Source organism: Mesorhizobium sp. M0317 (genome assembly GCF_040321555.1).
Classification (GTDB): domain Bacteria; phylum Pseudomonadota; class Alphaproteobacteria; order Rhizobiales; family Rhizobiaceae; genus Mesorhizobium.
This window is the reverse complement of sequence record NZ_JAMYRV010000001.1, coordinates 267,250-292,781: the sequence shown is the minus strand read 5'-3', so window position 1 is coordinate 292,781 and position 25,532 is coordinate 267,250. Positions and strand designations below refer to the sequence as shown.

31 protein-coding genes are annotated in these 25,532 nt (G+C 63.3%); 15 read left to right on the top strand and 16 right to left on the bottom strand.

All coding sequences use genetic code 11. The annotated features are described in order from the left end of the window. Position 1 precedes the first annotated feature (1 nt). Both NKI88_RS01510 and NKI88_RS01505 read right to left on the bottom strand, forming a co-directional pair. Positions 2–1,069, bottom strand: a complete 1,068-nt coding sequence (locus NKI88_RS01510; RefSeq protein ID WP_352653583.1) for an aldo/keto reductase — start codon at positions 1,067–1,069, stop codon at positions 2–4. Between the two features lie 117 nt (positions 1,070–1,186). After that, positions 1,187–1,729, bottom strand: a complete 543-nt coding sequence (locus tag NKI88_RS01505; protein WP_023706484.1) for a hypothetical protein — start codon at positions 1,727–1,729, stop codon at positions 1,187–1,189. 330 nt (positions 1,730–2,059) lie between these two features. Here NKI88_RS01505 and NKI88_RS01500 point away from each other — a divergent pair, with 330 nt between their 5' ends. Further along, positions 2,060–2,224 (top strand): hypothetical protein, encoded by a 165-nt coding sequence (locus NKI88_RS01500; protein ID WP_023690170.1) that lies wholly within the window; start codon positions 2,060–2,062, stop codon positions 2,222–2,224. 75 nt (positions 2,225–2,299) lie between these two features. Here NKI88_RS01500 and NKI88_RS01495 read toward each other — a convergent pair whose 3' ends face one another. After that, positions 2,300–2,806 carry a DUF1993 domain-containing protein gene (locus NKI88_RS01495; RefSeq protein WP_023669071.1) on the bottom strand — a complete coding sequence of 169 codons (507 nt, stop codon included), beginning with the start codon at positions 2,804–2,806 and terminating at the stop codon, positions 2,300–2,302. Positions 2,807–2,930: 124 nt separating this feature from the next. Here NKI88_RS01495 and NKI88_RS01490 point away from each other — a divergent pair, with 124 nt between their 5' ends. Next, complete coding sequence (locus tag NKI88_RS01490; RefSeq protein WP_352653582.1) at positions 2,931–4,004, top strand: DUF1176 domain-containing protein; 1,074 nt, start codon at positions 2,931–2,933, stop codon at positions 4,002–4,004. 36 nt (positions 4,005–4,040) lie between these two features. On the opposite strand, the gene NKI88_RS01485 is transcribed toward NKI88_RS01490, so the two are convergent. From NKI88_RS01485 to NKI88_RS01450, 8 genes are all read right to left on the bottom strand, one after another. Next, positions 4,041–5,246 (bottom strand): epoxide hydrolase family protein, encoded by a 1,206-nt coding sequence (locus NKI88_RS01485; protein WP_352653581.1) that lies wholly within the window; start codon positions 5,244–5,246, stop codon positions 4,041–4,043. A 74-nt stretch (positions 5,247–5,320) separates the two neighbouring features. Next, a complete protein-coding gene (locus NKI88_RS01480) occupies positions 5,321–6,160 on the bottom strand; it encodes an alpha/beta hydrolase (protein ID WP_023711475.1) in 840 nt (279 codons plus the stop codon). Between the two features lie 146 nt (positions 6,161–6,306). Continuing rightward, a complete protein-coding gene (locus tag NKI88_RS01475; protein WP_352653580.1) occupies positions 6,307–7,917 on the bottom strand; it encodes an NTP transferase domain-containing protein in 1,611 nt (536 codons plus the stop codon). Next, on the bottom strand, positions 7,914–8,618 hold the full coding sequence (locus NKI88_RS01470; protein WP_352653579.1) for an XdhC family protein: 705 nt from the start codon (positions 8,616–8,618) through the stop codon (positions 7,914–7,916). Before NKI88_RS01470 ends, NKI88_RS01475 begins: the two co-directional genes overlap by 4 nt. A 2-nt stretch (positions 8,619–8,620) precedes the next feature. Continuing rightward, positions 8,621–8,959, bottom strand: coding sequence for an XdhC family protein (locus tag NKI88_RS01465; RefSeq protein WP_023734542.1), 339 nt, complete (start codon positions 8,957–8,959; stop codon positions 8,621–8,623). Between the two features lie 58 nt (positions 8,960–9,017). Beyond that, positions 9,018–10,283 (bottom strand): vWA domain-containing protein, encoded by a 1,266-nt coding sequence (locus tag NKI88_RS01460; protein ID WP_352653578.1) that lies wholly within the window; start codon positions 10,281–10,283, stop codon positions 9,018–9,020. Positions 10,284–10,287: 4 nt separating this feature from the next. Continuing rightward, positions 10,288–11,217, bottom strand: a complete 930-nt coding sequence (locus NKI88_RS01455) for an AAA family ATPase (protein ID WP_023700847.1) — start codon at positions 11,215–11,217, stop codon at positions 10,288–10,290. Further along, on the bottom strand, positions 11,214–11,741 hold the full coding sequence (locus NKI88_RS01450; RefSeq protein WP_023684899.1) for a flavin reductase: 528 nt from the start codon (positions 11,739–11,741) through the stop codon (positions 11,214–11,216). Before NKI88_RS01450 ends, NKI88_RS01455 begins: the two co-directional genes overlap by 4 nt. Positions 11,742–11,921: 180 nt before the next feature. Here NKI88_RS01450 and NKI88_RS01445 point away from each other — a divergent pair, with 180 nt between their 5' ends. Continuing rightward, a complete protein-coding gene (locus NKI88_RS01445) occupies positions 11,922–12,992 on the top strand; it encodes a branched-chain amino acid ABC transporter substrate-binding protein (RefSeq protein WP_352653577.1) in 1,071 nt (356 codons plus the stop codon). Next, complete coding sequence (locus tag NKI88_RS01440) at positions 12,992–14,011, top strand: P1 family peptidase (RefSeq protein WP_352653576.1); 1,020 nt, start codon at positions 12,992–12,994, stop codon at positions 14,009–14,011. Before NKI88_RS01445 ends, NKI88_RS01440 begins: the two co-directional genes overlap by 1 nt. A 7-nt stretch (positions 14,012–14,018) precedes the next feature. On the opposite strand, the gene NKI88_RS01435 is transcribed toward NKI88_RS01440, so the two are convergent. Beyond that, a complete protein-coding gene (locus tag NKI88_RS01435; RefSeq protein WP_023684896.1) occupies positions 14,019–14,273 on the bottom strand; it encodes a DUF2171 domain-containing protein in 255 nt (84 codons plus the stop codon). Between the two features lie 137 nt (positions 14,274–14,410). Between NKI88_RS01435 and NKI88_RS01430 the strand changes: the two genes are divergently transcribed. The 4 genes from NKI88_RS01430 (at position 14,411) to NKI88_RS01415 (ending at position 17,754) form a co-directional block, all read left to right on the top strand. After that, complete coding sequence (locus tag NKI88_RS01430; RefSeq protein ID WP_352653575.1) at positions 14,411–15,136, top strand: DUF2259 domain-containing protein; 726 nt, start codon at positions 14,411–14,413, stop codon at positions 15,134–15,136. Between the two features lie 100 nt (positions 15,137–15,236). Beyond that, positions 15,237–15,656 carry a hypothetical protein gene (locus tag NKI88_RS01425; RefSeq protein WP_245261990.1) on the top strand — a complete coding sequence of 140 codons (420 nt, stop codon included), beginning with the start codon at positions 15,237–15,239 and terminating at the stop codon, positions 15,654–15,656. Between the two features lie 59 nt (positions 15,657–15,715). After that, on the top strand, positions 15,716–17,017 hold the full coding sequence (purB, locus tag NKI88_RS01420) for an adenylosuccinate lyase (RefSeq protein WP_023834162.1): 1,302 nt from the start codon (positions 15,716–15,718) through the stop codon (positions 17,015–17,017). Between the two features lie 8 nt (positions 17,018–17,025). Beyond that, a complete protein-coding gene (locus NKI88_RS01415; RefSeq protein ID WP_023834163.1) occupies positions 17,026–17,754 on the top strand; it encodes a metallophosphoesterase family protein in 729 nt (242 codons plus the stop codon). A gap of 15 nt (positions 17,755–17,769) precedes the next feature. Here NKI88_RS01415 and NKI88_RS01410 read toward each other — a convergent pair whose 3' ends face one another. Then, positions 17,770–18,582: a VOC family protein gene (locus NKI88_RS01410; RefSeq protein WP_023724197.1), complete on the bottom strand. Its 813-nt coding sequence runs from the start codon at positions 18,580–18,582 to the stop codon at positions 17,770–17,772. A 194-nt stretch (positions 18,583–18,776) separates the two neighbouring features. Here NKI88_RS01410 and NKI88_RS01405 point away from each other — a divergent pair, with 194 nt between their 5' ends. Next, positions 18,777–19,331: an RBBP9/YdeN family alpha/beta hydrolase gene (locus tag NKI88_RS01405; protein WP_352653574.1), complete on the top strand. Its 555-nt coding sequence runs from the start codon at positions 18,777–18,779 to the stop codon at positions 19,329–19,331. 19 nt (positions 19,332–19,350) lie between these two features. Here the strand turns inward: NKI88_RS01405 and NKI88_RS01400 are convergent, their stop codons facing one another. Beyond that, positions 19,351–20,124 carry an HpcH/HpaI aldolase family protein gene (locus NKI88_RS01400; protein WP_023690189.1) on the bottom strand — a complete coding sequence of 258 codons (774 nt, stop codon included), beginning with the start codon at positions 20,122–20,124 and terminating at the stop codon, positions 19,351–19,353. Between the two features lie 127 nt (positions 20,125–20,251). Beyond that, positions 20,252–20,572: a DUF1476 domain-containing protein gene (locus NKI88_RS01395; protein ID WP_023669091.1), complete on the bottom strand. Its 321-nt coding sequence runs from the start codon at positions 20,570–20,572 to the stop codon at positions 20,252–20,254. A 275-nt stretch (positions 20,573–20,847) separates the two neighbouring features. Between NKI88_RS01395 and purC the strand changes: the two genes are divergently transcribed. The 5 genes from purC to NKI88_RS01370 all read left to right on the top strand — a co-directional run bounded on the left by purC (position 20,848) and on the right by NKI88_RS01370 (position 23,744). Next, a complete protein-coding gene (gene purC / locus NKI88_RS01390; protein ID WP_013532127.1) occupies positions 20,848–21,642 on the top strand; it encodes a phosphoribosylaminoimidazolesuccinocarboxamide synthase in 795 nt (264 codons plus the stop codon). A gap of 88 nt (positions 21,643–21,730) precedes the next feature. Further along, positions 21,731–21,973 carry a phosphoribosylformylglycinamidine synthase subunit PurS gene (purS, locus tag NKI88_RS01385; RefSeq protein WP_023669092.1) on the top strand — a complete coding sequence of 81 codons (243 nt, stop codon included), beginning with the start codon at positions 21,731–21,733 and terminating at the stop codon, positions 21,971–21,973. A gap of 1 nt (position 21,974) precedes the next feature. Continuing rightward, entirely contained in the window at positions 21,975–22,643 is a 669-nt protein-coding gene (gene purQ, locus NKI88_RS01380) for a phosphoribosylformylglycinamidine synthase subunit PurQ (RefSeq protein WP_023684888.1), read from the top strand. Between the two features lie 41 nt (positions 22,644–22,684). After that, positions 22,685–23,095: a hypothetical protein gene (locus NKI88_RS01375; protein WP_023669094.1), complete on the top strand. Its 411-nt coding sequence runs from the start codon at positions 22,685–22,687 to the stop codon at positions 23,093–23,095. 4 nt (positions 23,096–23,099) lie between these two features. Beyond that, complete coding sequence (locus NKI88_RS01370) at positions 23,100–23,744, top strand: Pr6Pr family membrane protein (RefSeq protein WP_023684887.1); 645 nt, start codon at positions 23,100–23,102, stop codon at positions 23,742–23,744. Positions 23,745–23,756: 12 nt separating this feature from the next. Here the strand turns inward: NKI88_RS01370 and NKI88_RS01365 are convergent, their stop codons facing one another. After that, entirely contained in the window at positions 23,757–23,996 is a 240-nt protein-coding gene (locus NKI88_RS01365) for a DUF1127 domain-containing protein (RefSeq protein WP_023684886.1), read from the bottom strand. A 93-nt stretch (positions 23,997–24,089) separates the two neighbouring features. Here NKI88_RS01365 and NKI88_RS01360 point away from each other — a divergent pair, with 93 nt between their 5' ends. After that, positions 24,090–25,502: an aminotransferase-like domain-containing protein gene (locus tag NKI88_RS01360; RefSeq protein ID WP_352653573.1), complete on the top strand. Its 1,413-nt coding sequence runs from the start codon at positions 24,090–24,092 to the stop codon at positions 25,500–25,502. Positions 25,503–25,532 lie beyond the last annotated feature (30 nt).

Here is a 25,532-nt window from a genome sequence, read left to right as displayed (position 1 = left end):
CTTATGGGCACGGATTGCCGACGCGCTGGTGGATCGCATCCACGCCCTTCTGCATCTCGTCGGTCCAGGTCACGTCGGCTGACGACAGCGCCATCTCAAGCTGGGCAATCGTCGTCGCGCCGATGATGCTGGACGTGACGAAAGGCCGGCTGGCGACATAGGCGTTGGCAAACAGCGCCGGTTCAAGGCCGAAGGAACGCGCCAGTTTGTTGTATGCGAGCTGCGCCTCCGCCGCATTTGGCGTCTCGTAGCGCTGGCCGCGGTTGAACAGCTGCGAGCGCGAACCCTGCGGCCGTGCGCCATGGTCGTATTTGCCGGTGAGATAGCCCTGCGCCAGCGGCGAATAGGCGAGAAAGCCGACATCCTCGCGTTCGCAGGCCTCGGCGAGGTTCACCTCGAACGTGCGGTTGACCAGATTGTAGGCGTTCTGCAGCGAAACGACGCGCGGGCCGACGCCCTTGTCGGCCTCGGCGATGAAACGCATGACGCCCCAGGAGCTTTCGTTCGACAGGCCGAGATGGCGGATCTTTCCCGCCTTCACGAGCTCCTCGAAGACGGCGAGTGTCTCGGCGATCGGCGTCTCGGCGGCCGGCGCGCCAACGGCATCGGCACGGCGCGGCACAGCACCCACGCGGGTCGGGTTGGCGCCCCAGGGAATGTCGCGCTCCGGCCAATGGATCTGATAGAGATCGAGATAGTCGGTGCCGAGCTTGGACAGGGATTTGTCGATGGCGTCAAAGATGTCGGCGCGCACCAATTTCGACGGACGGTCGCCACGAAACCAGCTGTTGGCGGTGCGGCCGACCACCTTCGAGGCCAGGATCACCTTGTCGCGGTTGCCCTTGGCCTTCATCCAGCCGCCGATGATCTTTTCCGTGCGCCCCTGCGTCTCGGCCTTGGGCGGGATCGGGTAGAGCTCGGCGGTGTCGATGAAATTCACGCCGCGCTCAAAAGCCAGATCCATCTGCGCATGGCCATCGGCCTCGGTGTTCTGCTCGCCCCAGGTCATCGACCCCAGGCAGATCTGGGTAACAAGAAGATCGGTCCGACCGAGACGGCGTTTGTGCATGGGGTTTCTCCGGCGGGAATTTGCGCGGCTACGCGGGAAGGAAGCCGCATGTATAGGGAAAGCGGCGCCGCTCTCCAACCCTCAGGGAACCCGACTTTTGCGTGAACCCTGGAAAAGTCAGCGCCGGACGCCGGCCAGCGCGCGCCGCTTGGCCTCATCGATCAGCATATTGGCCACCTGCATGCGGATCATGGCGCGCTGGCGCAGATGCGGCGCGACGCGGTCGGGGTGGTTGGCGAAGGCGAAGCTGCGGCGCATGCGGCCGAGATCGGCGTTCTTGACGGGATGATCGAGGCCGAGCTCGACGGCGATCGCGTCAGGGTCGATCGGCGGCAGCTTTTCCTCGGGCTTTGCCTCCTCGCCGGCCAGCGCCAGCTTGGCATGATCGAGAAGGGCGGCAAATTCTGCGGCCAGATCGGCTCCCGCCTCGCGGTATTCGGCGGCGAATGTTTCGCCCGAGACCTTGATGCGGCCGGAATGAAGCTCGTCGGCCACGGAGAGATAGTCGAACGGGATCGACGGCCGGGCGCTCGTCTCTTCCGCCGCCTCATCCTTGTCGGAGGCAACGAACAGATCGTCGAGCAAGGAAGCGAAATCCCGCTTGGCGCCGATGTCAGCCTCCCCCTCGTTTAAGCGTGCGAACAGAGCCGGTCGCAGCATAGAACCGGCTCGTTAAAAATGAATGCCGCTGATCTTAACCAGTTTAGGCGTTTGCGAGGTTTGGGCGGGCCCGGTTGGCGATGCGCAAGACCCAACAAAAAGCCGGACTGCATTTGCATGCAGTCCGGAAATTCGCCAGGAGTGGCGAGGAAAAGCCGGCCATGTGCCAGCGTCTATGCATACGGTGGGGACGCGCCACAAGTTTCAGCGCATGCGCCAATTGTGCCGAAAAAAATTCGCCGGGCATGGCTGCCATGCAAATGCTGCACTGCACAATCTTCACAATTTCCCTATACTCGGCTCCGTGGAGGATCAACAAGGGGCCGAATCATGGGGTTCTTCACTGAAATGTTTGCCCGCCCGCGTCCGCAGGAGCATCAGCGTTACCGCTCGGCACTGGCCTTGCTTCACTCGATGAGCAATGCCGACCGCGCCGACATCGGCGTCAAGCCGGCCGATTTCCCGCGCATCGCGCGCGAAATGTCACTGCGTTGAGTAAGCCTTGGCGCTGAACCAGCGCCAGACGAAGTTTCCCGGCAGCGGCCGGGAAACCTCGCAACGGCGAATGCTTCAACGATTACCGAGATAGGCGCCCTTGGTCAGCGGCACGCCGTTGTGGCGCAGGATGTCGTAGGCGGTGGTCACGTGGAAATAGAAGTTGGGCATGGCGACATGCAGCAGATACTGCATGCCGGGCATCGAGGCTTCGCGCTGGCCAAACTTCAGTTCGACCACCCTTTCATCCGAACCATCGAATTCGGCGGCCGAGAATGACGCCAGCAGATCGAGCGTCTTGGTCAGGCGCGCCTGAAGCTCGGCGAAGGTCGCTTCATTGTCTTCGTATTTCGGCACCTCGCGACGGGCCAGCCGTGATGGCGCGCCCTTGGCGTGGTCGGTGGCGACCTGCACCTGCCTGACCAGCGCGTACATGTCGGGCGCCAACCTCGCGGTCAAAAACACCTGCGGGTCGATCTTGCGCTCGGTTGCATTCTGTTCGGCCGCCGACAGCACGCCGGACAGCGCCTTCAGCCTGGCCGAAAACACCGGCACCGAGGCTTCGTACATCGATAGTGTCACGTTCAAATCTCCATTGCGGCTGAAGCGCCGACGGCGGGACGTAGCGCCTTCCCGGAGGATTTTTCAAGCGTCACCACGTCGCCGCAATCTCTATGATAGACTCCTTCGTGGTGGAGATTCTCCGATGAGACGCGTCTTTCTGGCAGCGGCCGCCTTTTGCTCCCTTGCCGCATCCGGCCAGGCTGTGTTCGCCGACGATGAACAAGCAGCCGGTGATCAGGCAGCCGATGACCAAGCCCCTTACGTCGATGACAGGTCGGACGCCGCAGCCGTCATCCGCTCGCTCTACAGCGCCATCAACCGGCACGAATTCGCCCGCGCCTGGGCTTACTACGGCGATACCAAGCCGGCAAAGGATTTTGATACCTTCGTCAAGGGCTATGACGGCACCGACAAGGTCGACGTCGAAACCGGCGCCATTTCCGATGAAGGTGCGGCCGGCAGCATCTATTACAGCGTTCCTGTCGCAATCCGCGCCACCGACAAGGACGGCAATGAAGCGGTCTTCGCCGGCTGCTACACGCTGCGCCAGGTCAGCGCTCAGATCCAGGCCCCGCCGTTCCGACCGATCTTTATCGACAAGGGCGCGCTGAAGCCGTCCAAGGCCGATTTCGAGGAGGCGCTGCCGCCAAGCTGTGGTGACGGGCCGCCGCCGCCGAAGAAGGACACCGCACTCGAGCAGGTGAAGAAACTGTTCGCCGCCGATTATGGTGATCAGTGTGACAAGCAGTTTCTCGGCGAGGAGCCGAACATCTTTTCGATCAAATACAAGGCAAAGGACGCGGCTGCCAGCGATCCCGACAAGGAAACGCGGCTTTTCGAGTTCTACTGCCAAGCGGCAGCCTATAACGCAAGTTCGGTCTACTACATGACCGACGAAGTATCGGGCGTGCGGCAGTTGCAGTTCACCGAGCCCGAAATGGATATCCGTTACGAGAACAATGACAGCGACGGCAAACTGCTGGGCATGGATATCATCGGCTTCCGCACCACCGGCTGGGCGGCCAATTCCGAATATGACGAAGACGCCAAGACGCTGACCACGTTCAACAAATGGCGCGGCATCGGCGACGCCTCGGACAAAGGGATATACCTGTTCCGTAACGGCGATTTTTCCCTCGTCCAATATGATGTGGACGCGTCTTACGATGGCGAGGAGAACCCGCAGACGGTGGTCGACTACAACACCGCGCCGTAGGGATCTTATCAGGAACCGCCGCGCTCAAGCAGTCCTTCACATTCGCCTTCTCGTTTCAGGCCGCGAACGCATCGGCCGGAAGAAGGCGCGAATGTCCTCGACCAGAAGACTCGGTTCCTCCAGCGCAGCGAAATGGCCGCCTCGCGGCATCGATGTCCATCGCTGAACGTCAAAGACCCGCGCCACCCAGGATCGAGGCGGCATCGGCAACTCGCGAGGGAAAAGCGCTACCCCAAATGGCGGCGAAACGCGTTCCAGCGTCTCGAACGCAAGAGGGAACAGTCGATTCTCCTTGTAGAGCCGCAAGGACGAGGTGAGCGCGTTGCTGAACCAATAGAGAGAAACATCCGTAAGGAGCGTGTCCATGCCGAAGGTGCGCTCCACGTCACCGTCGCAATCGCTCCAGCTACGGAACTTCTCGATCATCCAGGCTGCGAGACCGATCGGCGAGTCTGTCAGCGCATAAGCAAGCGTCTGAGGCTTCGTGCCCTGCAGATGGGCATAGGCGCCCTCCGTTGCCGTCCAGGCCGCGGCCTTGTCCAGAAAGGCCTGCTCCTCAACGGTGACAGGTGGCAGACCTGCACCCAAGGGTGGCCGATAGCTCCCGGGAATGTAATTGACGTGGACGCCAAGCACGCTTTCGGAATGGAGCCGTGCCATCCAGGCGGAAACGCCTGCGCCGATGTCGCCTCCTTGGGAAGCGAAGCGGTCGTAGCCGAGCCCGCGCATCAACTGTACCCATAACTCCGCGATGCGGCCGGAATGGAAGCCTGGTTCCGTCGGCGCCTGCGAAAAGCCGTATCCGGGCAAGGAGGGAACTACCACGTGGAAAGCGTCGGCCGGGTCACCACCATGGGCAGCTGGGTCTGTCAGCAATGGAATGACGTGTTCCATTTCGATGAAGGAGCCGGGCCAGCCATGCGTTATGATCAGCGGCAGCGGCGCCGGTCCGTTGCCTGGCTGGCGGACAAAGTGGACATCTAGGTTGTTCAGCCTCGTCAGATATTGCGGCAGCCGGTTCAGCCGCGCCTCTTGCACTCTCCAGTCGAAGCGGTCTCGCCAGTAATCCGCAAGACGCTTGATGAACGGCAGGTCGGCCCCATCGCTCCAGCCCGCTTCGCTTAGCGGAATTGGCCATCGTGTTGCGCTAAGCCGGCGCTGGAGATCTTCAAGTTGTTCGTTCGGAATTTGGATCTTGAAGGGGTGAGCGTCCATCGCTGTGCTTCCGATCTGTTGGATCATATCAGCCTACACCAGTAAGGATATCGGCCGAACCATGATCGCCAAAACCAACGGGCACCTCTGGGCGATATGCCTCAGGGCGCTTTCGACAGCATCCAGTTCAGCGTTTGGCGCCAGTCGACCATGCGGATCGGCGTGCCATGGGTGCCGGTCTCGAACCGGACGAACCGGGTCGGATAGGCTTTCGAGTTCGCAATGATGGAGCGGAAGAAGGCTTCCTGCTTCTCCACGGGAAAGACCGGGTCCTTGCTGCCCTGGCCGAAGAACACCGGCACATGGCGCCTGTAGGCGGGGCTCGACAGGAAACTGTCATCCCATAGCGAGCCGAGCAGCAGGAGCCCGTTTATGCGCCGTCCCGTATCGTTGCGGCCGGCCAGCTTCCAGCACAGCATGCCGCCCATCGAGCCGCAGGCGACGAAGATTTTCGCGTCCGGCGAAGCCTCGGCATAGTGGCCGATCAGCGCCGCGACCTGGGCCGCGCCCTTGTCGCCGAAATCGGTGAAATCCGGTGAGAGGTAGAGGCCGCCATTGCCGGCCATCAGGTTCTTGATGCGGTTGAAATTGCCGCCGAAGGTGAAGTCATCGACGCCTTGCTTGCGGCTGCCGCCCTGCCCGTGCAGGTAAAGCACGATGATGCCCGCGCCCTCGGTCTTGCCGACAGCGACGTGCCTGACATCGCCGGCATCGGTTTTCAGCATCAAATCCCGCTGCACCTTGCGCACGCCGGTGTCGGTATACTTAGCCTGCACGCGCTTTTCCGGCACCTCGTCGCGGTCGTTGATGTCGCGCATCTCGCGATAGTCGATGACGGTGTAGGCGCCTTTGTCCGTGGACGAGAGCGTCGCCGGATAGGCGAAGAGGTCATCCTTGTAGGGTTTTAGTTCGAGCGCGTCGGCGTGGGCGGCGGAGAACAAGAAAAGAAGTGAAACCAGAAGGGTATGGAACGCGGCTACCCCCCTCTGGCCTGTCGGCCTGGCCGGCAGGCCAGAGGGGGGTAGAAGCGCTGAGGCAAGTAAAGAGAGAGCCATGCTAAAGGCATGCGTTTTTCGGCTTCGCTTTGTCAATCCTGCAGCACGCCGCCGGCGTCTTCCAGCGCCTCGCGGGTGTCGACATCGACCGACGCGCCGTCGCCGATCTCGACGTCGATGACATCTAGTCCCTCGGCCTCGACCAGATGGCGGGCGCCGGTGTCGCCCTCGAGGTGGGCGATGCCTCCAAACAGCGCGCGTGGCAACAGCACCGGATTGCCGCGGCGGCCGTCATGGGCGGCACGCACCACTGAGCGGCCGCCGTCCCTACGGAAGGCCTCGATCAGCCGGTCGAGATCGGTCGAGGAAATGCCCGGCATGTCGCCGAGGACGATCATGGCGCCGGCCGCCTCGGCTCCAACGCGGGCAATGCCGGCTTTTAGAGACGAGGACAGGCCGTCGGCAAAATCCGGGTTGTCGGCAAAGATCACGTCAAGGCCCGAGAGCGCGGCGTGCACCCGCTCGCGCTGATGGCCGGTGACGACAACGGTGGCAGAAGCCTTGGAATCGAGCGCCCGTTCAGCGGTGCGGCGCACCAGCGGCTTGCCGTCGAACAGCGCCAGAAGCTTGTTCGGCCCGCCCATGCGGCTGGAGCGACCGGCGGCCAGAAGCACGATCTCGACCTTCAGCCCGGCTCTCGCCGGCAGCGGCTCGCGCGGCTGCGGCCTGGTCGGGATTTCCATCAAGAGGCCGCCAACGCCCATGCCGGCGATGTCCTTGGCTGTGACGTCGAGGCCGGCGATCAGCCTGTCGAGCACCCAATCGAAACCGTTCTCCTTGGGGCTGCGGGCGCAACCGGGCGCGCCGATGACGCGCTTGCCGTCGAGCGTGCCCAGCACCAGCAGATTGCCGGGATCGACGGGCATGCCCGCGCGGATCACCGTGCCGCCCGCGCGTTCAATCGCCGCCGGAACGACATCGTTGAAATCGCTCATCGCCGAGGCGCCGAAGATCACCACCATATCGTTGTCGCGCGCCAGCGCGGCCGCTGCCTCGGCGAGGGGCGCAATTTCATGCGGCGTGCGGCGCTCCGTCGTCAGCCGGCCGCCGGAGCGTGCCAGCCGCGCCTCGGTGACGCGCAGCGTCTTGTCGAGCACGCTGGCCTTGATGCCGGGCAGTACCGTCTGGATGACGCCGATGCGCACCGGCCGATAAGCGTTGACGGCGAAGATCTCGCCGCCGGCGCAGATTTTCACCACCTTGTCGACTAAAGCTGAGGCGACGGCGAACGGGATGATCTTGACCGTCGCCACCATCTGGCCTTGCTCGACCGGCGCGTGCTGCGCCAGCGTGGCAATGGTGATGGTCGGGTCGACCGTGTTGATAGCGTCGATCATGGCCGCGTCGACGGTGAAGACACCGGCTGCCTTGGCATGGAGATTGACCCGGCCGGTCGCGGCGGGTTTTGCCTCGATGTTGCGATGGATCATGCTGGCAGCGATCTTTTCAGCCGCCGCATCTTCGCTCAGATCATCAGCGGTAAGCACCGCCGCGACAATTTCGGCAATGCCGGCCGCCTTCAGCACCGCCACGTCCTGCGTGCTCAGCCTGTGGGCCTTGCGAAAGCGCCGCTCACCGGCCGTGGTGGCATGCGCGAGCACCGCGCCTTCGGCCTGGTCGATCGGAACCGGGCCGAATCTCACGCCGCAGCACCTTTCGCTTCCAGCCCGCGGGAGCGGAAGGCATGGATGGCCTGCGCCAGCACCGCCACGGCAATCTCGGCTGGGCTGGCCGCACCAATGTCGAGGCCGATCGGCGCATGGATGCGGGCGATCTGGTCGGCACTGGCGCCGAGCGCCAGCAGGCGCTCGACGCGTTTGGCGTGGGTTTTGCGGCTGCCGAGCGCACCGATATAAAAACAATTGGCGTCGAGCGCCGCCTTCAGTGCGAAATCGTCGATCTTCGGATCATGGGTGACGGCGGCAAGCGCCGTGTAGCTGTCGAGCGGCTGGCGCTTCAGCACATCTTCCGGCCATTCGGCATGCAGCGCCACGTCGGGAAAGCGGTCCGGCGTGGCGAAAGCGGTGCGCGGATCGACGATCTCCAGGGGATAGCCGGCGATCCTGGCCATCGGCGCCAGCGCCTGACTGATATGGACGGCGCCGACTACCACCAGGCGCGGCTGCGGCAAATGCGCGTTGAGGAAGAAGGTGCGCCCTTCAGCCTCGACCGAACCCGAATTGCCGGTGCGGAAAGCCTTGGCGATCGCTTGCCCGAGATCGCCGGCAACCTGGTCGCCTTCTCGCACGATGCGGTCGCGGCCGTCGCCGAGATCGGTCACCAGGATCGCCGCACGGCGGGCACGGCGTTCGGCATTGAGGGCTTTGAGAGCGTAGGGATCCATGCCTAACCGAGCCGCTCCACATAGACCTTGATACGGCCGCCGCAGGATAGGCCGACCTGCCAGGCGGTCTCGTCGGCAACGCCGAACTCCAGCATTTTGGCCTTGCCGCTGTCGATGACGTCGATCGCCTCGCTTACCACGGCGCCCTCGACGCAGCCGCCCGAGACCGAGCCGTGGAAATTGCCTTCGGCGTCGATGACCAGATGACTGCCGACCGGCCTCGGCGCCGAACCCCAGGTCTCGACCACAGTGGCGATGGCGACATCCTTGCCGTCCTTCATCCAGCCCTCCGCGATAATCAGCGGATCGCGGGCTTCATCGAGATAGATGCTGTTGTCCATGATCGCTTGCCTCAAAGTCTGTTTTTCTCTGGGAGCCTGTTTTCGGAATCCAATATGGCTATGCGGCGCGCCTGACACCAGCGTCCAGCCAGCGACGCGGATCGACCGAAGCGGCGGATTTCTTGTCCAGCGAGGCGCAGAGGTCGGCCAGCGCATCGAGATTGTGTACCGAGCGGAACTCGTCGACATGAGGCAGCATCGCTCTGACGCCGCGGGCCCGCGCCTCGAAGCCGCCAAAGCGCAGAAGCGGGTTGAGCCAGATCAGCCGCCGGCAGGATTTGTGCAGGCGATCCATTTCTTGCGACAGGCCGGAAACATCGTCGCGCTCCAAACCGTCGGTGATTAAAAGCACCACCGCGCCCTGCCCGAGCACGCGGCGTGACCAGTGCTTGTTGAACTCCGCCAGCGTATCGCCGATGCGGGTGCCGCCCGACCAGTCCTTGACCGCCGCCGAGCAGTCGGCAAGGGCGGCATCGGGGTCGCGATGGCGCATCTGCCGCGTGAGATTGGTCAGCCGCGTGCCGAAGACGAAGGTGTGCACGCGCCGCCGTTTTTCGGTCAGCGCATGCAGAAAGTGCAGGAAGATGCGCGTGTACTGGCTCATCGAACCGGAGATATCGGCGAGAACCACCAGCGGCGGATGCACTTCGCGGGCTGAGCGGAATTTCGGCAGGATCAGTTCGCCGCCGGTGCGCGCGGCCGAGCGCATCATGGCGCGTGGATCGATACGGCGGCCATGCAGGTCTGCCTTGAAGCGTCGGCTACGGACCATGTCGAACGGCAGCCGCAGCCGGGCAATCGCCTTCTTGGCGTCTGCCATCTCGTCGGCATTCATCTGGGCAAAGTCCTTGCCGCGCAGCACTTCATTCCCAGAGAAGGTTAGCCGGGCGTCGACTTCAATCTCCGGGATTTCCCTGACCGGCCGATTCTTCTCGTGGCCTTCGAACATGGCCTGGCTGACGCGGTTTTCTGCCGTGCGCGGCTTTTGCTTCTCCCTGGTGTCGGGCGCCACCGGCGAGAACATCGCCAGAAGTTTCTCGATCAGCTCGCGCGATTTCCAGAACAGCCGGAAGGCTTCGTCGAAAACAGGGTGATCCTCGTGCCGCGACACCAGCACGGCATGCAGCGTCCAGTAGAAATCGTCGCGCGAACCGATGCCGGCTGCCAGCACCGCCTCGATCCCATCCTTGACCGAAGCCGGCCCGACCCGCATGCCGGATTTGCGCAAGGTGCGGGCGAAATAGACGATGTTGTCGGCGATGCGCCCGTCTTCCGTCGCCTCTCTGGGGTCGGTCTCTTTGGGGTAAGCACCCGGCGCCTTCACTGCCCTACTCCGCCGCCGCCAGTTCGGCCTTGACCTCATCGAGGATGCGCCGGCCCTCGCCCGCGCCGATGCGGGCAATGTCGTCCTGGTATTTCAACAAAACGCCGATCGTGTCGGAGACGGTTTCGGGATCGAGCGCCACCTTGTCGAGTTCGGTCAGCGCGCCGGCCCAGTCGATGGTTTCGGCGACACCCGGCGCCTTGAACAGCTCGACCCGGCGCAGCTTCTGGATGAACGACACCACTTCCGCGGAAAGTCGGCTGTTGGCCTGCGGCACCTTGCGGCGCACGATCTCCAGCTCGCGCTCGGCATTGGGATAGTCGACCCAGTGATAGAGGCAGCGCCGCTTCAGCGCGTCGTGGATTTCGCGGGTGCGGTTGGTGGTGATGATGACGATCGGCGGCTCCTCCGCCTTGATCGTGCCAAGCTCGGGCACCGTCACCTGGAAATCGGACAGGATTTCGAGCAGGAACGCCTCGAAGGCTTCGTCGGTGCGGTCGAGCTCGTCGATCAGGAACACCGGGGCCGCACCCGCCTTGCCGGTCAGCGCATCGAGCACCGGCCGGCGGATCAGGTATTTTTCGGAAAAGACATTGCGCTCCATGTCGGAGCGGTCGACCGAGCCTGCCGCCTCCTCCATGCGGATCTCTATCATCTGCGCGGCGTAATTCCACTCATAGACAGCGGACGAGACGTCGAGCCCTTCATAGCATTGCAGGCGGATCAGCCGGCGGCCGAGTGCCTGCGCCAGCACCTTGGCGATCTCGGTCTTGCCGACGCCGGCCTCGCCCTCGAGGAAGAGCGGCCGCTGCATGCGCAGGGACAGGAACAGCACCGTTGCGAGCGAGCGGTCCGCGACATAGTCCGCGCCGGTCAGGAGATCGAGCGTTTCGTCGATCGTCCGCGGCGCGGGGCGCGGTTTCAGCTCGGTCATTCTTTCTCCGTTGCCGCCTCTGCCCCGCTTTGCAGCACGTGGTAGTCGCGGGCGTGGTAGATCAGCGGCCGCAAATTATCGCCCATGCGCAGGCCTGTCACCTTGCCAAAAAGCACACGATGGGTGGCGAGATCCTTGGTGTCGATCAATTCGCAGTCGAAAACCGCAAGAGCGCCCTTCAGGCTAGGCGCGCCCGTCGATATGACATCCCACTCGCCAAGCCCGAAACGCTCATCGGCCGACAGCCCGGTCAGGCCTGAAAACGCCACCGATAGCGGCTGCTGGTGCGAAGCCAGGGTGTTCAGCGCAAACCGGCCGTTTTGCACGAACAGCTCGTTCTTGACGTTCTCGCGGTTGAGACAGACGAGCACGGTCGGCGGCGTGTCCGACACCGAACAGGCGGCGATCACCGTTGTGCCGCGCTTGCCGGCGGCGCCGTCGGTGGTCACCACATGGACGTGGCCGGCAAAATGGGCCATCGCGTCGCGATAGGCCTGAGGCCCTATGTCGTTCAACTTCAACACCGATGATTTTCCATAAGCGGGAACCCAAGCGTTATATATGGCGGCACACAATAGGCCACAAGCGAAGTGGTTGACGCCAATCCGGAAATTCCCGTGTTGCGCCTGGGGCGGGCAGCCTTTAGGTCTTGGCGGAAGAGACGCTGGAAGCATGCGACCGGCACGGAGGAATTCGTCGTCAGAATGCGACCCCCAACAGCTGTAATAGCGGCACTGCTCTGGCTGCTGCCGGCAAGCGCCGGCGCGCAGACGCTGCTTGTCGGCGTCGCCGCGCCCCTGTCCGGTCCGTCGGCGATCCTGGGCAAGCAGATCGAGGCGGGCGCTGCCCTGGCAGCAGAAGCCAACGGCGCCGAGATCAGGACGGTCGACGATGCCTGCACCGCCGCTGGCGGGGCTGCCGCCGCCAGGGAATTCGCCGCTGCGAAGGTCGATATCGTCGTCGGCTTCCTCTGCACCGAGGCGATCCAGGCGGCGCTGCCGATCCTCAAGGACGCCAACATACCGGTCATCACCGTTGGCGTGCGCACCGAAAGCCTGACCGATCGCCGCGCCAAAACCGGCTGGCCGGTCTACCGGCTGGGGCCACGCGGCGACGACGAGCGCAATGCGGTGGCCGGCATCCTGACCCGGCTGTGGCAGAGCGAATTGTTCGCCATCGTCGATGACGGGACCATCTATGGCCGCGAAACCGCCGAGACGCTGCGCGCAGCGGCCGAACAGGCGGCGCTGAAGCCGGTCTTCACAGACACGTTCCGGCCCCAGCTCGACAACCAGATCGGGCTGATCGGCCGGCTGAAGAAATCAGGCGCGACGCATGTCTTTGCCGGTGGCGACGGCGACGACATCGCCATTATGGGCCGCGACGCCGGCCAGCTCGAGGCCGGCATCGTCTTTGCCGGCGGCGAGAATTTGCGCACGCCACCCGGCGATGTGCCTTACGCCATCGGCACGCTGATGATCGCGCCGCCGGAATGGGCCGATGTCGCCGATCCCAAGGTGCTGGCGGCGTTTACGGCCAAAAACATCGCGCCGGATGGCTATGCCCTGCCGGCCTATGCGGCGGTGGAGATTGCCAAGGCGGCCTCCGCCGCGCCCGAGACCTCGGGCAAGGGGCTGGCCGACGCGCTAACCGGGCATGATTTCACCACCGCGATCGGTCCGCTGCGTTTCGACGACAAAGGCGATCTGAGCCAAAACCTCTATCGCGCCTTCCGCTTCGACGGGACGCGTTTCGTGCCGGCGGAGACGAATTGATGTTTCGCACCGGGCCGCGCAATCTGATCACCGATGTCGCCGGCTTGCGCGTCGGCAACGCGTCGGATGCCAGGCTGAAATCGGGCGTCACCACCGTATTGTGCGACGAACCGGCGGTCGGTGGCGTGCAGATCCTCGGCGGCGCGCCGGGCACGCGCGAGACCGATTTGCTCGAACCGCACAATTCCATCGAGGCGGTTCATGCCGTCGTGCTTTCGGGCGGTTCGGCCTTCGGCCTCGACGCCGCGTCGGGCGTGCAGGCGGCGTTGCGTGAAAAAGGCATTGGCGTCGATGTCGGCGGCTTTCGGGTGCCGATCGTGCCGACGGCGATCCTGTTTGACCTGCGCAATGGCGGCGACAAGGATTGGGGCCGTTATCCTCCCTACCGCGACCTCGGCTACGAAGCAGCTCAGGCGGCAACAGTCGACTTTCCGCTCGGCACAATCGGCGCCGGCACCGGCGCGCTAAGCTCCGGGCTGAAGAGCGGCCTTGGCTCTGCCTCGACTGTGCTCGACAGCGGCGTCACCATCGGCGCACTCGCCGCCGCCAACCCGACCGGCTCGGTAACGATCGCGCGGACCCGCTATTTCTGGGCAGCACCCTTCGAGATCGGCGATGAATTCGGAGGCCTCGGCTATCCCTCGCCGATGCCGGACGACGCCAGGCGGATCCTATTGAAACACCGCGACAAGCGTGTCGGTGGACAAGCCGAGGTCGGTGGCAACACCACCATCGCCGTCATCGCCACCGACGCCGTGCTGACCAAGGCGGCAGCCAAGCGGCTGGCCATTTCAGCGCATGACGGCTTCGTGCGCGCCATCTGGCCCGTGCACACGCCGGCTGACGGCGATCTGGTGTTCGCGCTGGCGACGGGGAAGAGCGGCATAGAACTCAGCGCCGACGATGCCATCGATTTCTTTGCCGCCGCCGGCGCCACCATGGCGCGCGCCATCAGCCGCGGCATCCATGCCGCGACGCCGGCCGATGGCGATCTGTTTCCGGTGTGGTCGTCGCGCTGACTTTCAGTCAGGTCGCGTCGGACTCCTCTTCCTCGAAGCTGACCGCGACATCCGAATTCGCCGACAGCCAGACTTTCTGGCCCTCGACCTCGGCAAGCAGGCTCAAGGGAATGTAGTGGTGATGCCCCTGATGGGCGCCCTCGCCGCTGTCGGCCTTGGTCAACTTGATCCGCTCGCCATCGACCCTGTCGACGGTGCCGATGTGAACGCCGTCGGCGCCGACCACTTCCATATGCTCGCGAATCTTGCTGGCCTCAGTCATGGGGTGTTCTCCTTTTGAAAACGATCGACGATAACAAACAGAGGCGGAATTGGATGCATCGCCTTTCGAATAGCACGATGTTTTGACTGTCTCGTGATAGGGAACGATCGAACCACGGCAGGCGGAGCGGAACCCCGATGCGAAATCTCGTCCTGATTGGCGTTTGCCTGCTGGTCCATCTGGCATCCGCCATGGCCGCCCGAGCGGGCGATGTCGCCGAGCTTGAAATCCTCGGCTTCAGCAAGGATGGCGGCGTCTTCGCCTTCGAGGAATACGGTGTGGCAGACGGTTCGGGCTTTCCCTATGCCAATCGCTACTACATCAACACCGCCGACGACACGTTCCTGAAGGGCACGCCAATCCGGGTCCGGCTGGAGGATGAGACCGCCTCGCTCGATACGGCCCGTCAGCAGGCCAGGCAGAAGGGCGAAGCCGTCGTTGTGCAGGCCGAACTCACCGCAAACCGCGGCATCACCGTCGGCTTCAACCCGGTGACCGAATTGTCGGCCGACCCGTTCCGCATGGTGGTGAACCCACGGCCGATCTTTTCGCCGGTCGACCCGCCGCTGGAATTCCGGCTGGACGAGATCGGCATGAATGACACCGAAAGCTGCCAGAGCCAGGGCGAGGTCAACGGTTTTCGCCTGCTGCGGATCGAGGCCAGGGATGGCGGCCGGACCCATCTGCTGCATGAGGATAAATCGATCCCGAAAAGCCGTGGCTGCCCGAACGGCTACAGGATCGGCGCGGTGCAGACGTTCTCGATGGACAGCATCAGCGCCTATGCGGTGCTGATCGCAGTGCGCCAATACGGCTTCGAAGGACCGGATTTTCGCTGGATCGCCGTGACCGGACGCCTGTGACATCGCTCGATCAATCCAGTTGGCGCAAGCGCGCGGAAATCGCGTCAGCCGCGCCGTACCAGCGACGGGCACGGCGCTTGTCGGCGCCTTGCTGTGGGCGATGGCCATGGGCGCCAGCGCGCTGACCGGCCTTTGGCTCGACAATTGGGAGACCCCGGAAAAGATCCGCTTCGTCGCCCTGCTGTTTGCGACCGGCGCGGCATTGGCCTTTCCCGTCGGGTTGTTCGCGGCGCGGCTGGTCTCGCTGGACCGGCACTGGGAGGTGGCGTTCGCCGCCGCCTTCGTCTGTCTGCTTGCCACGACGCTCGCCTTCACCGGCGGGTTGTTTGCGCTGCAATACCGCTCCTATTACGCCGAATGGCACGCGGAGGCCTTCACCGCCCGGTGGGCGTTCGAACTGGTCTTCACCTCGCTGACGGCGCTCTACCAGTTCGTGGTGCTGGGTATCAGGCTCTATTTTCCGCTCGGATTCATCGCGCTTGCCGCCGCCAGCGTGTGGTTTGCACGCCGGCAGCGTTGAGCATTCGGTCCGCCTCTGATAGGAGGCGCACTTAACCACCGACATATCAGGACTGACGGATGATCCCTCGCTATTCCCGGCCGGAAATGGTCGCCATCTGGTCGCCGGAAACCCGCTTCCGCATCTGGTTCGAAATCGAGGCCCATGCCTGCGATGCGTTGGCTGAGCTCGGCGTCATCCCCAGGGAAGCCGCCAAGACCATCTGGGAAAGGGGCAATGCGGCAAAATTTGACGTCGGCAAGATCGACGAGATCGAGGCCGTGACCAAGCACGACGTAATCGCCTTCCTCACCCATCTCGCCGAATTCGTCGGGCCGGATGCGCGTTTCATCCACCAGGGCATGACCTCATCGGATGTTCTCGACACCTGCCTTGCGGTGCAGCTCAGCCGCGCCAGCGATATTTTGCTGGCCGACCTCGACGGCCTGCTCGCCGCGCTGAAGCGCCGGGCCTTCGAGCACAAGGACACCGTCACCATCGGCCGCAGCCACGGCATCCACGCCGAGCCGACCACGTTCGGCGTCAAGCTGGCGCAGGCCTATGCCGAGTTCTCACGCTGCCGCGAGCGGCTGGTGCACGCGCGAGAGGATATTGCCACCTGCGCCATATCGGGCGCGATCGGCACCTTCGCCAACATCGATCCCTATGTCGAAGAACATGTGGCGAAAAAGCTTGGGCTGAAGCCGGAGCCGGTGTCGACGCAGGTCATCCCTCGCGACCGCCATGCCATGTTCTTTGCCACGCTCGGCGTCATCGCCTCGTCGGTCGAGCGGCTGGCGACCGAGATCCGCCATCTGCAGCGCACCGAGGTGCTGGAAGCGGAAGAGTATTTTTCGCCGGGCCAGAAGGGCTCGTCGGCAATGCCGCACAAGCGTAACCCGGTGCTGACCGAAAACCTCACCGGCCTTGCCCGCATGGTGCGGTCCATGGCCTTGCCGGCGATGGAGAATGTCGCGCTCTGGCACGAGCGCGACATTTCGCATTCCTCGGTCGAGCGAATGATCGGCCCGGACGCCACGGTAACACTCGATTTCGCGCTGTCGCGGTTGACCGGCGTCATCGACAAATTGCTGGTCTATCCCGACAACATGCTGAAGAACATGAACAAGTTCCGTGGCCTTGTGCATTCGCAGCGCGTGCTTTTGGCGCTGACGCAAGCCGGCGTCAGCCGCGAGGATGCCTACCGCCTGGTGCAGCGCAACGCCATGAAGGTATGGGAACATGGCGCTGATTTCCTTGAGGAATTGTTGGCCGACAAGGAAGTCACCGCAGCGCTGCCCGAAGCCGAGATCCGCGAGAAATTCGACCTGGGCTATCACACCAAGCATGTCGATACGATCTTCAAGCGGGTTTTCGGATAGGATCTTCCATGCGGCTGGCTGCCCTTTCCGACATCCATGGGAATCTGCGCGCGCTTGAGGCGGTTCATGCGCAGATCAAAGACGCTTCTCCCGACATAATCGTCAATCTGGGCGATTGTCTTTCCGGGCCGCTATGGCCTGAAGAAACCGCGCAATATCTGATGGCGCAGAATTGGCCGACCGTGCGCGGCAATCACGACCGTGTGCTGGTCGAGCCGCCTGCTTCCGGGTTGGAAGACGTCGATGCTTTCACCCACCAACGCCTCTCTGAGACATCCCTGACCTGGCTCTCGGCCTTGCCGGTCACCCTGTCGCCTGCCCCGGACATCCTGCTTTGCCATGGCAGCCCCAGTGACGACGACGTGTTCCTGCTCGAGGAAGACGGAGGCAGCCACTTCCACCCCTCCAATGAAAAGCAGATCAGGCACAAGCTGGGCAGCGCCGGCGCCGGGCTGATCTTGTGCGGCCATACACATACGCCGCGCGTTGTGCGCTTGTCAGACAACCGGACAATCCTCAACCCGGGCAGCGTCGGCGTCCAGGCATTCCCCGGCCTGACCGTGACCGGCAGTCCGCATGCCCGCTACGCCCTCGCTACGCGCAAGGACGGACAATGGTCGTTCAGCCATCACGTGGTCAATTATGACTGGACCGAGGCGTCCACCCGCGCGACAGCCACCGGCTTCGACAGCTGGGCGCATGGGCTGCTGACGGGCTACGCCGCCAATTCCTTGTAAGAACCGAGCGGGCGCTCAGCCGGCGCCCGGCACGGTGCGGATAACCGTGCCCCACGGATCTTCCCGAGTGGTTTCAGCGGTTGTCTTGTCCGAGCGCATCTCGACCCAGGTCAGACCCGAGCGGGACGGATCGCGGCGGCCGGCACCGGCGCTGTGCCACGAATTGCCACCGATATGATGGTGGTAGCCTCCCGACGACAGGAACACCGCCTGCCCTCCATACTTAGCGACCGTGTCGAAGCCAAATTCGTCGTGCCACCAGGCCTCGGCATCTTCCGGCCGGCCGACGCGCAGATGGACATGGCCGACAATGCTGTTTTGCGGCGCGCCCTGCCAGCCGGCGTCACCGGCCGGCACGCTGCCAACCACGGCAGCCAGGTTCAGCCGCTCGGTCGCCATGGCGATCTTGTCGCCGTTCCACTTCCACTCCTGCGGCAGACGGTCCCTATAGATTTCAATGCCGTTGCCTTCGGGGTCGGTCAGGTAGAGAGCCTCGCTGACCAGATGGTCGGAGGCGCCCTCGATGCGGATCTTGTTGGCGGCGGCGTGGTTTATCCAGCGGCCGAGATCGGCGCGGCTGGGCAGCAGGAAAGCGGTGTGGAACAGGCCGGCGCTGCGCGGATCGTCGGGCTTGGCCGCTGCGTCAGGCTCGATCACCAGCAGCGGGCGCTCGGCAGCGCCCAGCGTGATGGCGCCATCGGCGCGGCTCAATTCCTGCAGGCCGACAACAGCCCGGTAGTAATCGGCAAGTCCTTCGGCGTCGCGCGCCTTCAGGCCCACGCGTGACACGCTGACGGGGGTCGTCGCCGCAAAAGGCAGTTCGCTCATAAAACTCTCCGTTCAGCGCGTTATCCCAGGCCGCGCCACCAGTCTATTCTGTCGTCCATCTCTTCCTGCCTCAAATCGTCGATCCTGATCGTTCACACAAGATGGAAAGAATCGAACAGGTTGTTCACAATTGTGATGCACCGCATGCGTCAGCGCGGGTTGCAGGAGACACGGCCGCTCGCTATCTCAGCGCCATGAAAGTCAAAGACGCAGATATTCTGATCGTGCCGGGCTACACCAATTCCGGCCCTGAACACTGGCAGACACGCTGGCAGTCGAAACTGTCGACAGCGCGTCGGGTCGAACAGGCGGAGTGGTCGAAGCCGGTGCGCGAGGACTGGACGACGAGCGTGGCGAACGCTGTCAACGAGGCCGAGCGGCCGGTGGTGATCGTTGCCCATTCGCTCGGTGTGGCGGCCGCGGTGCAGGCAATTCCGCAGTTCAGCAAGCCGGTCGCCGGCGCGTTTTTTGTCGCGCCGCCCGACGTCGCCAACCCGGAGATAAGGCCGCGTCACCTGATGACCTTTGGTCCCTATGCGCGCGAACCGCTGCCCTTCCCGTCCATCGTCATCGCCAGCCGCAACGATCCGTTCTGCGCCTTCGAGGTTGCCGAGGACATTGCCGCTGCCTGGGGTTCGCTGTTCATCGATGCCGGCGAAGCCGGTCACCTCAATGAGGATGCCGGCTTCGGCCCGTGGCCGGAAGGGTCGATGACCTTCGCCAAGTTCCTGACCGACCTCAAGGCCTGACCGGGCAAGGCACCACGCCTCAGCCCTTGATCGAATCGTTCATGCTTTTGATGAGTGTCTTTGCGCCGAGCGAAATCAGCGCATGGTCCGAGCCCATCGCCAGCAGCCGGTAGCCCATCGCCACGACGCGGCCGGCAATCGCCGGCTCAACGACGTAGATTGCCGCATGCTTGCCCGCCTTGCGCGTCCGCTCGGCGATGGAGGTGACGGTTTCCATCATGCTTTCCAGCGTCGAATTGACGGTGGCGCCATTCGACCAGGCGATGGAGAAATCCGATGGGCCGAGGAAGATGCCGTCAATGCCCGGCGTGTCGAGGATGCCGTCCAGCGCATCGAGTGCGGCGCGCGTTTCGACCATAGCAAAGGCCATGGTGCGTTGATTGGTGTCGCGCAGCCATTCGGCGTGGTCGCCTTTGCCATGGCGCGGAAAAGCATAGGTCGGGCCCCAGGAGCGCTCGCCCATCGGCGGATATTTCATCGCCGCGGCAAAGAGTTTTGCATCGGCCACCGAATTCACCATCGGTGCAATCACCGCCTCGGCACCGAAATCGAGGGCGCGGCTGGCCATGTCGAAGCGGCCCACCGGAATGCGCACCAGCGCCGGCTTGTTGGCGGCCAGCACCGGCACCAGGCCGCGCAAGACCGAGTCTTCGTGGTGTCCGCCATGCTGCATATCGAGGGTGACGGCGTCAAAACCCTGCTTGGCGATGATTTCGACCGTCAAAGCGTCCGGAACGCCGGACCAGGCGGTGAACAGCGTTTCATCCGCCGCCAGGCGTGACTTCAGGGACATGGGTGCTTTCCTCGTTGGGTAGAGCCTTGTAACAGGCCTACGCACAGTTTCAGCCGGAAAAGGCTGAAAAGGCAAAGAAAAACCGCCCGGCTGGACCGGGCGGTCGATTGGTCCAGCGCTACTCGCTCTAGGTGTTCTTGATCTGCTCGATCGCCTGCGCCATCAGTTCGTCCATGGTGCGGCGGATCTGGTGATCCGACTGGTCGACGCCGGCGGCGTCGAAATCCTTGCGGATCTTGCGGAATACGTCGTGATCGCCAGCTTCCTCGATGTCGGAAACCACAACTTCCTTGGCATAGGCGTCGGCGTCAGTGCCGGACTTGCCCAGCTTTTCGGCTGCCCACAGGCCAAGCGCCTTGTTGCGGCGTGCCGAAGCCTTGAAGCGAAGTTCTTCGTCGAAGGCGAATTTGCGCTCAAAACCCTCTTCGCGGTCTTTCATGCTGCTCATGGCTTCCCTCCGATGAAATCGATTCGCGTTGGTGATGGATATGTGTGCTGCCGCAGCACAAACCAAAAGGGCGCGGGCCGGTCAATATGCTACATCGCTTGCTGCGCTGCGGCATTTCATTCCTGAAAGCGGTCGATGGAAAGGATTTGCCGATTGAGCAAACGCTGTGATTGGGATAGACCCGGCATTGAACCCCACCCGTCGCCGCACCAATTTAGGCAGACGGACAGGAACTGGTCGCTTGCCGCCTGCCCGCAAATCCAGAGAAAAATCAGATGAAAAATCGCCGCCGCATTTATGAAGGCAAGGCCAAGATCCTCTATGAGGGACCGGAACCGGGCACACTTATCCAGTTCTTCAAGGATGATGCGACCGCATTCAACAAGAAGAAACATGAGGTCATCGACGGCAAGGGTGTGCTCAACAACCGCATTTCCGAGTACATCTTCAACCATCTGAACCGCATGGGCATTCCGACCCACTTCATCCGCCGGCTCAACATGCGCGAGCAGTTGATCAAGGAAGTCGAGATCATTCCGCTCGAAGTGGTGGTGCGCAATGTCGCCGCCGGCTCGCTGTCCAAGCGCCTCGGCATCGAGGAAGGCACCGTTCTGCCGCGCTCGATCATCGAATTCTATTATAAGGCCGATGCGCTCGACGATCCGATGGTGTCGGAAGAGCACATCACCGCTTTCGGCTGGGCAAGCCCGCAGGAGATCGACGACGTCATGGCGCTGGCCATCCGCGTCAACGACTTCCTCTCCGGCCTGTTCATGGGTGTCGGCATCCAACTCGTGGATTTCAAGATCGAATGCGGCCGCCTGTTCGAGGGCGACATGATGCGCATCGTCGTTGCCGACGAGATCTCGCCGGATTCGTGCCGGCTGTGGGACGTGGCAACGCAGGACAAGCTCGACAAGGACCGTTTCCGCCGCGATATGGGCGGCCTCGTCGAAGCCTATCAGGAAGTTGCCCGCCGCCTTGGCATCATGAACGAGAACGAGCCGCCGCGCCCGACCGGCCCGGTGCTCGTCGCCTCGACCGACGGCCTCAAAGGCAAGCCGCACTAAGTCTTCATTTCTTGACGCAATTCCGGACGGAAAACCGCTTCACACTTTTCCTGGAATTGCTAAGTCTTCGAACAGGAACCTGTCCAGCATGATCAAGGCCCGCATCACCGTCACCCTCAAGAACGGCGTGCTCGACCCGCAGGGAAAAGCCATAGAGCACGCTCTGTCCGGACTGGGGTTCGGCGGCGTCGGCCAGGTGCGGCAGGGCAAGGTCTTCGACCTCGAGCTCTCAGAGACCGACAAGGCCAAGGCTGAAGCCGATCTGAAAGCCATGTGCGACAAGCTGCTGGCGAATACGGTGATCGAGAATTACGCGGTGGAGATCGCTTGATATGAAATCAGCTGTCGTTCTTCTCCCCGGCCTCAACCGCGACCGCGACATGATTGCGGCGCTGACCAAGATTTCCGGGCAGGCGCCGGCGACCGTCTGGCAGACCGACACCGAAATCCCCGATGTCGACCTGATCGCCATTCCCGGCGGCTTCTCCTTCGGCGATTATCTGCGCTGCGGCGCGATTGCCGCGCGGATGCCGGTAATGCGGGCAGTCGCTGAAAAGGCCGCCAAGGGCGTCATGGTCATTGGCGTCTGCAACGGGTTCCAGATTCTGGTCGAGGCCGGCCTGCTGCCCGGCGCGCTGATGCGCAATGCTTCGCTGAAATTCGTTTGCCGTGAGGTGAAGCTGCAGATCGCCAACGCCAACACCATGTTCACCCGCCGCTATCAGCCGGGCCAAATCATCCGCACGCCGGTTGCGCATCATGACGGCAATTATTTCGCCGATGCCGACACGCTTGCGCGCCTCGAGGGCGAAGGACAGGTTGTGTTCCGCTATGCCGAAGGCACCAATCCCAATGGCTCGATCAACGACATTGCCGGCATCATCAGCGAGAAGGGCAATGTGCTCGGCCTGATGCCGCATCCGGAAAACCTGATCGAGGCCGCGCATGGCGGCAGTGACGGCCGGGCGCTGTTCGAAGGCGCACTCGGCATCGCCGCCTGATATCTCTTCGAATTCCTTTCAAAACGCGGGGGCGGTTGACCATGAGACTGACGATTGTTCGCCTAGGTCCCCTGGCTGCTGCCGGCTTGGCGTTGGCGTCCTGCCAGTCCAGCCCGAAGAGCGCGCCGGTCCCCACGGGCAAGAGCGCTTCGCTGCTGGCCATGGAACAGGTAGCGATATCGGCCCACAAATGCTGGATCGCCAGCAAGGATCCCGCCTTCAAATCCTATCAGATGGCCAATGAGCTGAATTCGTTCAGCGGCACGCCCCGCTTCCTGCTGGTGCCGGCCAAGCATTATGGCGGCAAGCCGCTGCTGGTCGTCCAGGCGCAAGGCAATTCCAGCCGCGTCGACGTGTTCGGTCCGCTGATGGACGATCCGCTCGGCGCGCGCATCGGATCCGACATTGCGCGCTGGCAAACGGGCAACCCCTCCTGCAACGCGGCCGCCTGACGCCATGGGCCGCTTCCTGCAGTTTGCGGGATTGATCATCGGTCTGGCCGGGCTTGTCCTGCAAGCGTGCATCACCATCCCGGCATCGATGGAAGCCGGCCGCAGTTTTCTCGGCTCCATCGTCTTTCTGTTCAGCTTCTTCACCATCCTGACCAACATCGGTGCAGTGCTGGTCCATGTCTCGCTGCTGTCGCCTTCGGGCTACGCCTGGCTGCCGGCCTTTGCCGGGCCGCGGATGCGGGCGGGCGTGGCGGCTTCCATCGCCCTGGTCTTCATCGTCTACGCGACAGTTCTGGCGCAGCTCTGGCAGCCGCAGGGGCTGTTCCTGCTCTGTGACGTGCTGCTGCACTATGTGACGCCGGTGCTGTTCGTGCTGTGGTGGCTTGTTGCAGGCGCTGACGGCAGGACACGCTGGAGCGACATTTCGTGGTGGATGGCCTATCCGATCGCCTATCTCGCCTATGCGCTGGCGCGCGCACCGATCGCAGGCGAAGTGCCCTACCCGTTCCTCGACGTTGCGAAAAACGGCGCGGCCAACGTCGCCCTTGCGGCGCTGGCCGTCACCGGTGTTTTCCTGGTGCTGTGCATCCTCGCCGTGCTTGCCGACAAGGGCGTCTCACGCCTCAGGGCTCCGGGCACACGCCGCTGACCAGACTACAAGTTAGTCCCAGAATCGCCTGATGCCTTCGCGGTGAGCGTCGTCACGCGACACACCGATGTCCCTGAGCTGCTCGTCGGTCATTTCGAGCAAAGCCAGGCGGCCGCGACGGCGCTCGATCAGCACGTCGATCCATCGCGCCAGCGATCTGACCACGTGCACGATCCGGCCGACAAAGCCTCGCCGGCTGGCCGGCCCGACCAATTTAATGCCCGCGCAGCGGATTGTCTCGATTGTATCCATTGTCTTTCTGCCAACCTTGCAAATTGTACCCATCTTGGTACGGTTCTGATATGCATTGACACCCGATCTGGTGCAATATACAGAATTGTCACCATGACAAATTGGCTCCCTGACCTCACCATCGGTTCCGGCCCGCTTTACCAGCGCCTTGCCGACAGCATCGAGTCGGACATCGACAAGGGCGTCATCGATGCCGGGGCAAAATTGCCGCCGCAGCGCGATCTCGCCTATGATATCGGCACGACGGTCGGCACGATCGGCCGAGCCTATCAGCTGCTGCGCGAGCGCGGCCTGGTGAGCGGCGAAGTCGGTCGCGGGACCTATGTGCTGGCGCAGCAATCGGAAGCGGCGTCACCCGAATTCGCCGAGCCGGCCGTGCAAGGCACGCGCTATGTCGATGCACCGCCCGGCAAGCTGCGTTTCGACAGCACTGCCGCGCCCGACATCGGCCAGGGCGCCATTGTCGCTGACATGCTCTCGCGCACGGTGCAGGATCACCCGCACGAGATTTCGAGCTACACCAGGGATTTTCCGGAGCGCTGGTTCGAGGCCGGCGCCCGCTGGCTGTCGCGCAATTCGTTCCGTCCGGCGGCCGACACCATCGTTCCCACGCTTGGCACACATGCCGCGGTGATGGCGGCGATTGCGGCACTGACCACACCGGGCGACTATGTCGCCTTCGAGCACCTCACCTATTCGCAGATCGCCCGCAGCGCCGGGCTGATCGGGCGGCGCATAGCACTGGTGGCATCGGACGAAGAAGGCCTCGATCCCGAGGATTTCGAACGCGTCTGCGCGCAAAAGCACCCGAAGATGATCTTCCTGATGCCGACGGTGCAGAACCCGACGCTGGCGATCCTGTCGGTTTCGCGCCGCGAGGCGATCGCTCGTGTCGCGCGCGCGTACAATGTCATCGTCATCGAGGACGATCTCTATGGCAGCCTGACCGAAGATCCGACGCCGCTCATCGCCGAATATGCACCCGAGCGCACCATTGTCGCCGGCGGTCTGTCGAAATCGGTCGCGGCAGGTGTTCGCGGCGGCTGGCTCTCCTGCCCGCCCGCCTATCGCCATCGCATCCGAGTCGCCCACAAGATGATGACCGGCGGGATGCCGTTCCTGCTGGCGGAGGTGAATGCGCGGCTGGTGCTGTCAGGGCAGGCTGGCGATATCCGCAAACGCAGCATTGCCGAAATTGCCACCCGGATCGCCATCGTGCGCGAGACACTGGCCGGTTTCGCCTTCAAGTCACACGGCAGCGTGCCCTTCGTCTGGCTGACGCTGCCCGATCCCTGGCTGTCCGGCACGTTCAGGAGCGCATGCCTCGAAAATGGCGTGCTCCTCGACGACGAGGACGAGTTCAAGGCGGGGCGTTCCGAGCAGGTTTTTCACGGCGTGCGTTTCGGCGTCTCGCAGCCAAGGCGGCGCGAGGACATCACCGGCGGCGTCGCGGTGATCCGGCGGCTGCTGGAGGAAGGCCGCGCCGGCTACGACAGTTCGTCCTGAATCGTTGGCGCTAAACCGTGCCCCTGCGTA

Bases quoted from the DNA above. Each gene is read 5' to 3' on its own strand.
- NKI88_RS01510 (WP_352653583.1), bottom strand. From the start codon at position 1,069: ATGCACAAACGCCGTCTCGGTCGGACCGATCTTCTTGTTACCCAGATC.
- NKI88_RS01505 (WP_023706484.1), bottom strand. From the start codon at position 1,729: ATGCTGCGACCGGCTCTGTTCGCACGCTTAAACGAGGGGGAGGCTGAC.
- NKI88_RS01500 (WP_023690170.1), top strand. From the start codon at position 2,060: ATGGGGTTCTTCACTGAAATGTTTGCCCGCCCGCGTCCGCAGGAGCAT.
- NKI88_RS01490 (WP_352653582.1), top strand. From the start codon at position 2,931: ATGAGACGCGTCTTTCTGGCAGCGGCCGCCTTTTGCTCCCTTGCCGCA.
- NKI88_RS01485 (WP_352653581.1), bottom strand. From the start codon at position 5,246: ATGATCCAACAGATCGGAAGCACAGCGATGGACGCTCACCCCTTCAAG.
- NKI88_RS01470 (WP_352653579.1), bottom strand. From the start codon at position 8,618: ATGGATCCCTACGCTCTCAAAGCCCTCAATGCCGAACGCCGTGCCCGC.
- NKI88_RS01465 (WP_023734542.1), bottom strand. From the start codon at position 8,959: ATGGACAACAGCATCTATCTCGATGAAGCCCGCGATCCGCTGATTATC.
- NKI88_RS01455 (WP_023700847.1), bottom strand. From the start codon at position 11,217: ATGACCGAGCTGAAACCGCGCCCCGCGCCGCGGACGATCGACGAAACG.
- NKI88_RS01445 (WP_352653577.1), top strand. From the start codon at position 11,922: ATGCGACCCCCAACAGCTGTAATAGCGGCACTGCTCTGGCTGCTGCCG.
- NKI88_RS01440 (WP_352653576.1), top strand. From the start codon at position 12,992: ATGTTTCGCACCGGGCCGCGCAATCTGATCACCGATGTCGCCGGCTTG.
- NKI88_RS01435 (WP_023684896.1), bottom strand. From the start codon at position 14,273: ATGACTGAGGCCAGCAAGATTCGCGAGCATATGGAAGTGGTCGGCGCC.
- NKI88_RS01430 (WP_352653575.1), top strand. From the start codon at position 14,411: ATGCGAAATCTCGTCCTGATTGGCGTTTGCCTGCTGGTCCATCTGGCA.
- NKI88_RS01425 (WP_245261990.1), top strand. From the start codon at position 15,237: ATGGCCATGGGCGCCAGCGCGCTGACCGGCCTTTGGCTCGACAATTGG.
- purB (WP_023834162.1), top strand. From the start codon at position 15,716: ATGATCCCTCGCTATTCCCGGCCGGAAATGGTCGCCATCTGGTCGCCG.
- NKI88_RS01415 (WP_023834163.1), top strand. From the start codon at position 17,026: ATGCGGCTGGCTGCCCTTTCCGACATCCATGGGAATCTGCGCGCGCTT.
- NKI88_RS01410 (WP_023724197.1), bottom strand. From the start codon at position 18,582: ATGAGCGAACTGCCTTTTGCGGCGACGACCCCCGTCAGCGTGTCACGC.
- NKI88_RS01405 (WP_352653574.1), top strand. From the start codon at position 18,777: ATGAAAGTCAAAGACGCAGATATTCTGATCGTGCCGGGCTACACCAAT.
- NKI88_RS01400 (WP_023690189.1), bottom strand. From the start codon at position 20,124: ATGTCCCTGAAGTCACGCCTGGCGGCGGATGAAACGCTGTTCACCGCC.
- NKI88_RS01395 (WP_023669091.1), bottom strand. From the start codon at position 20,572: ATGAGCAGCATGAAAGACCGCGAAGAGGGTTTTGAGCGCAAATTCGCC.
- purC (WP_013532127.1), top strand. From the start codon at position 20,848: ATGAAAAATCGCCGCCGCATTTATGAAGGCAAGGCCAAGATCCTCTAT.
- purS (WP_023669092.1), top strand. From the start codon at position 21,731: ATGATCAAGGCCCGCATCACCGTCACCCTCAAGAACGGCGTGCTCGAC.
- purQ (WP_023684888.1), top strand. From the start codon at position 21,975: ATGAAATCAGCTGTCGTTCTTCTCCCCGGCCTCAACCGCGACCGCGAC.
- NKI88_RS01375 (WP_023669094.1), top strand. From the start codon at position 22,685: ATGAGACTGACGATTGTTCGCCTAGGTCCCCTGGCTGCTGCCGGCTTG.
- NKI88_RS01370 (WP_023684887.1), top strand. From the start codon at position 23,100: ATGGGCCGCTTCCTGCAGTTTGCGGGATTGATCATCGGTCTGGCCGGG.
- NKI88_RS01365 (WP_023684886.1), bottom strand. From the start codon at position 23,996: ATGGATACAATCGAGACAATCCGCTGCGCGGGCATTAAATTGGTCGGG.
- NKI88_RS01360 (WP_352653573.1), top strand. From the start codon at position 24,090: ATGACAAATTGGCTCCCTGACCTCACCATCGGTTCCGGCCCGCTTTAC.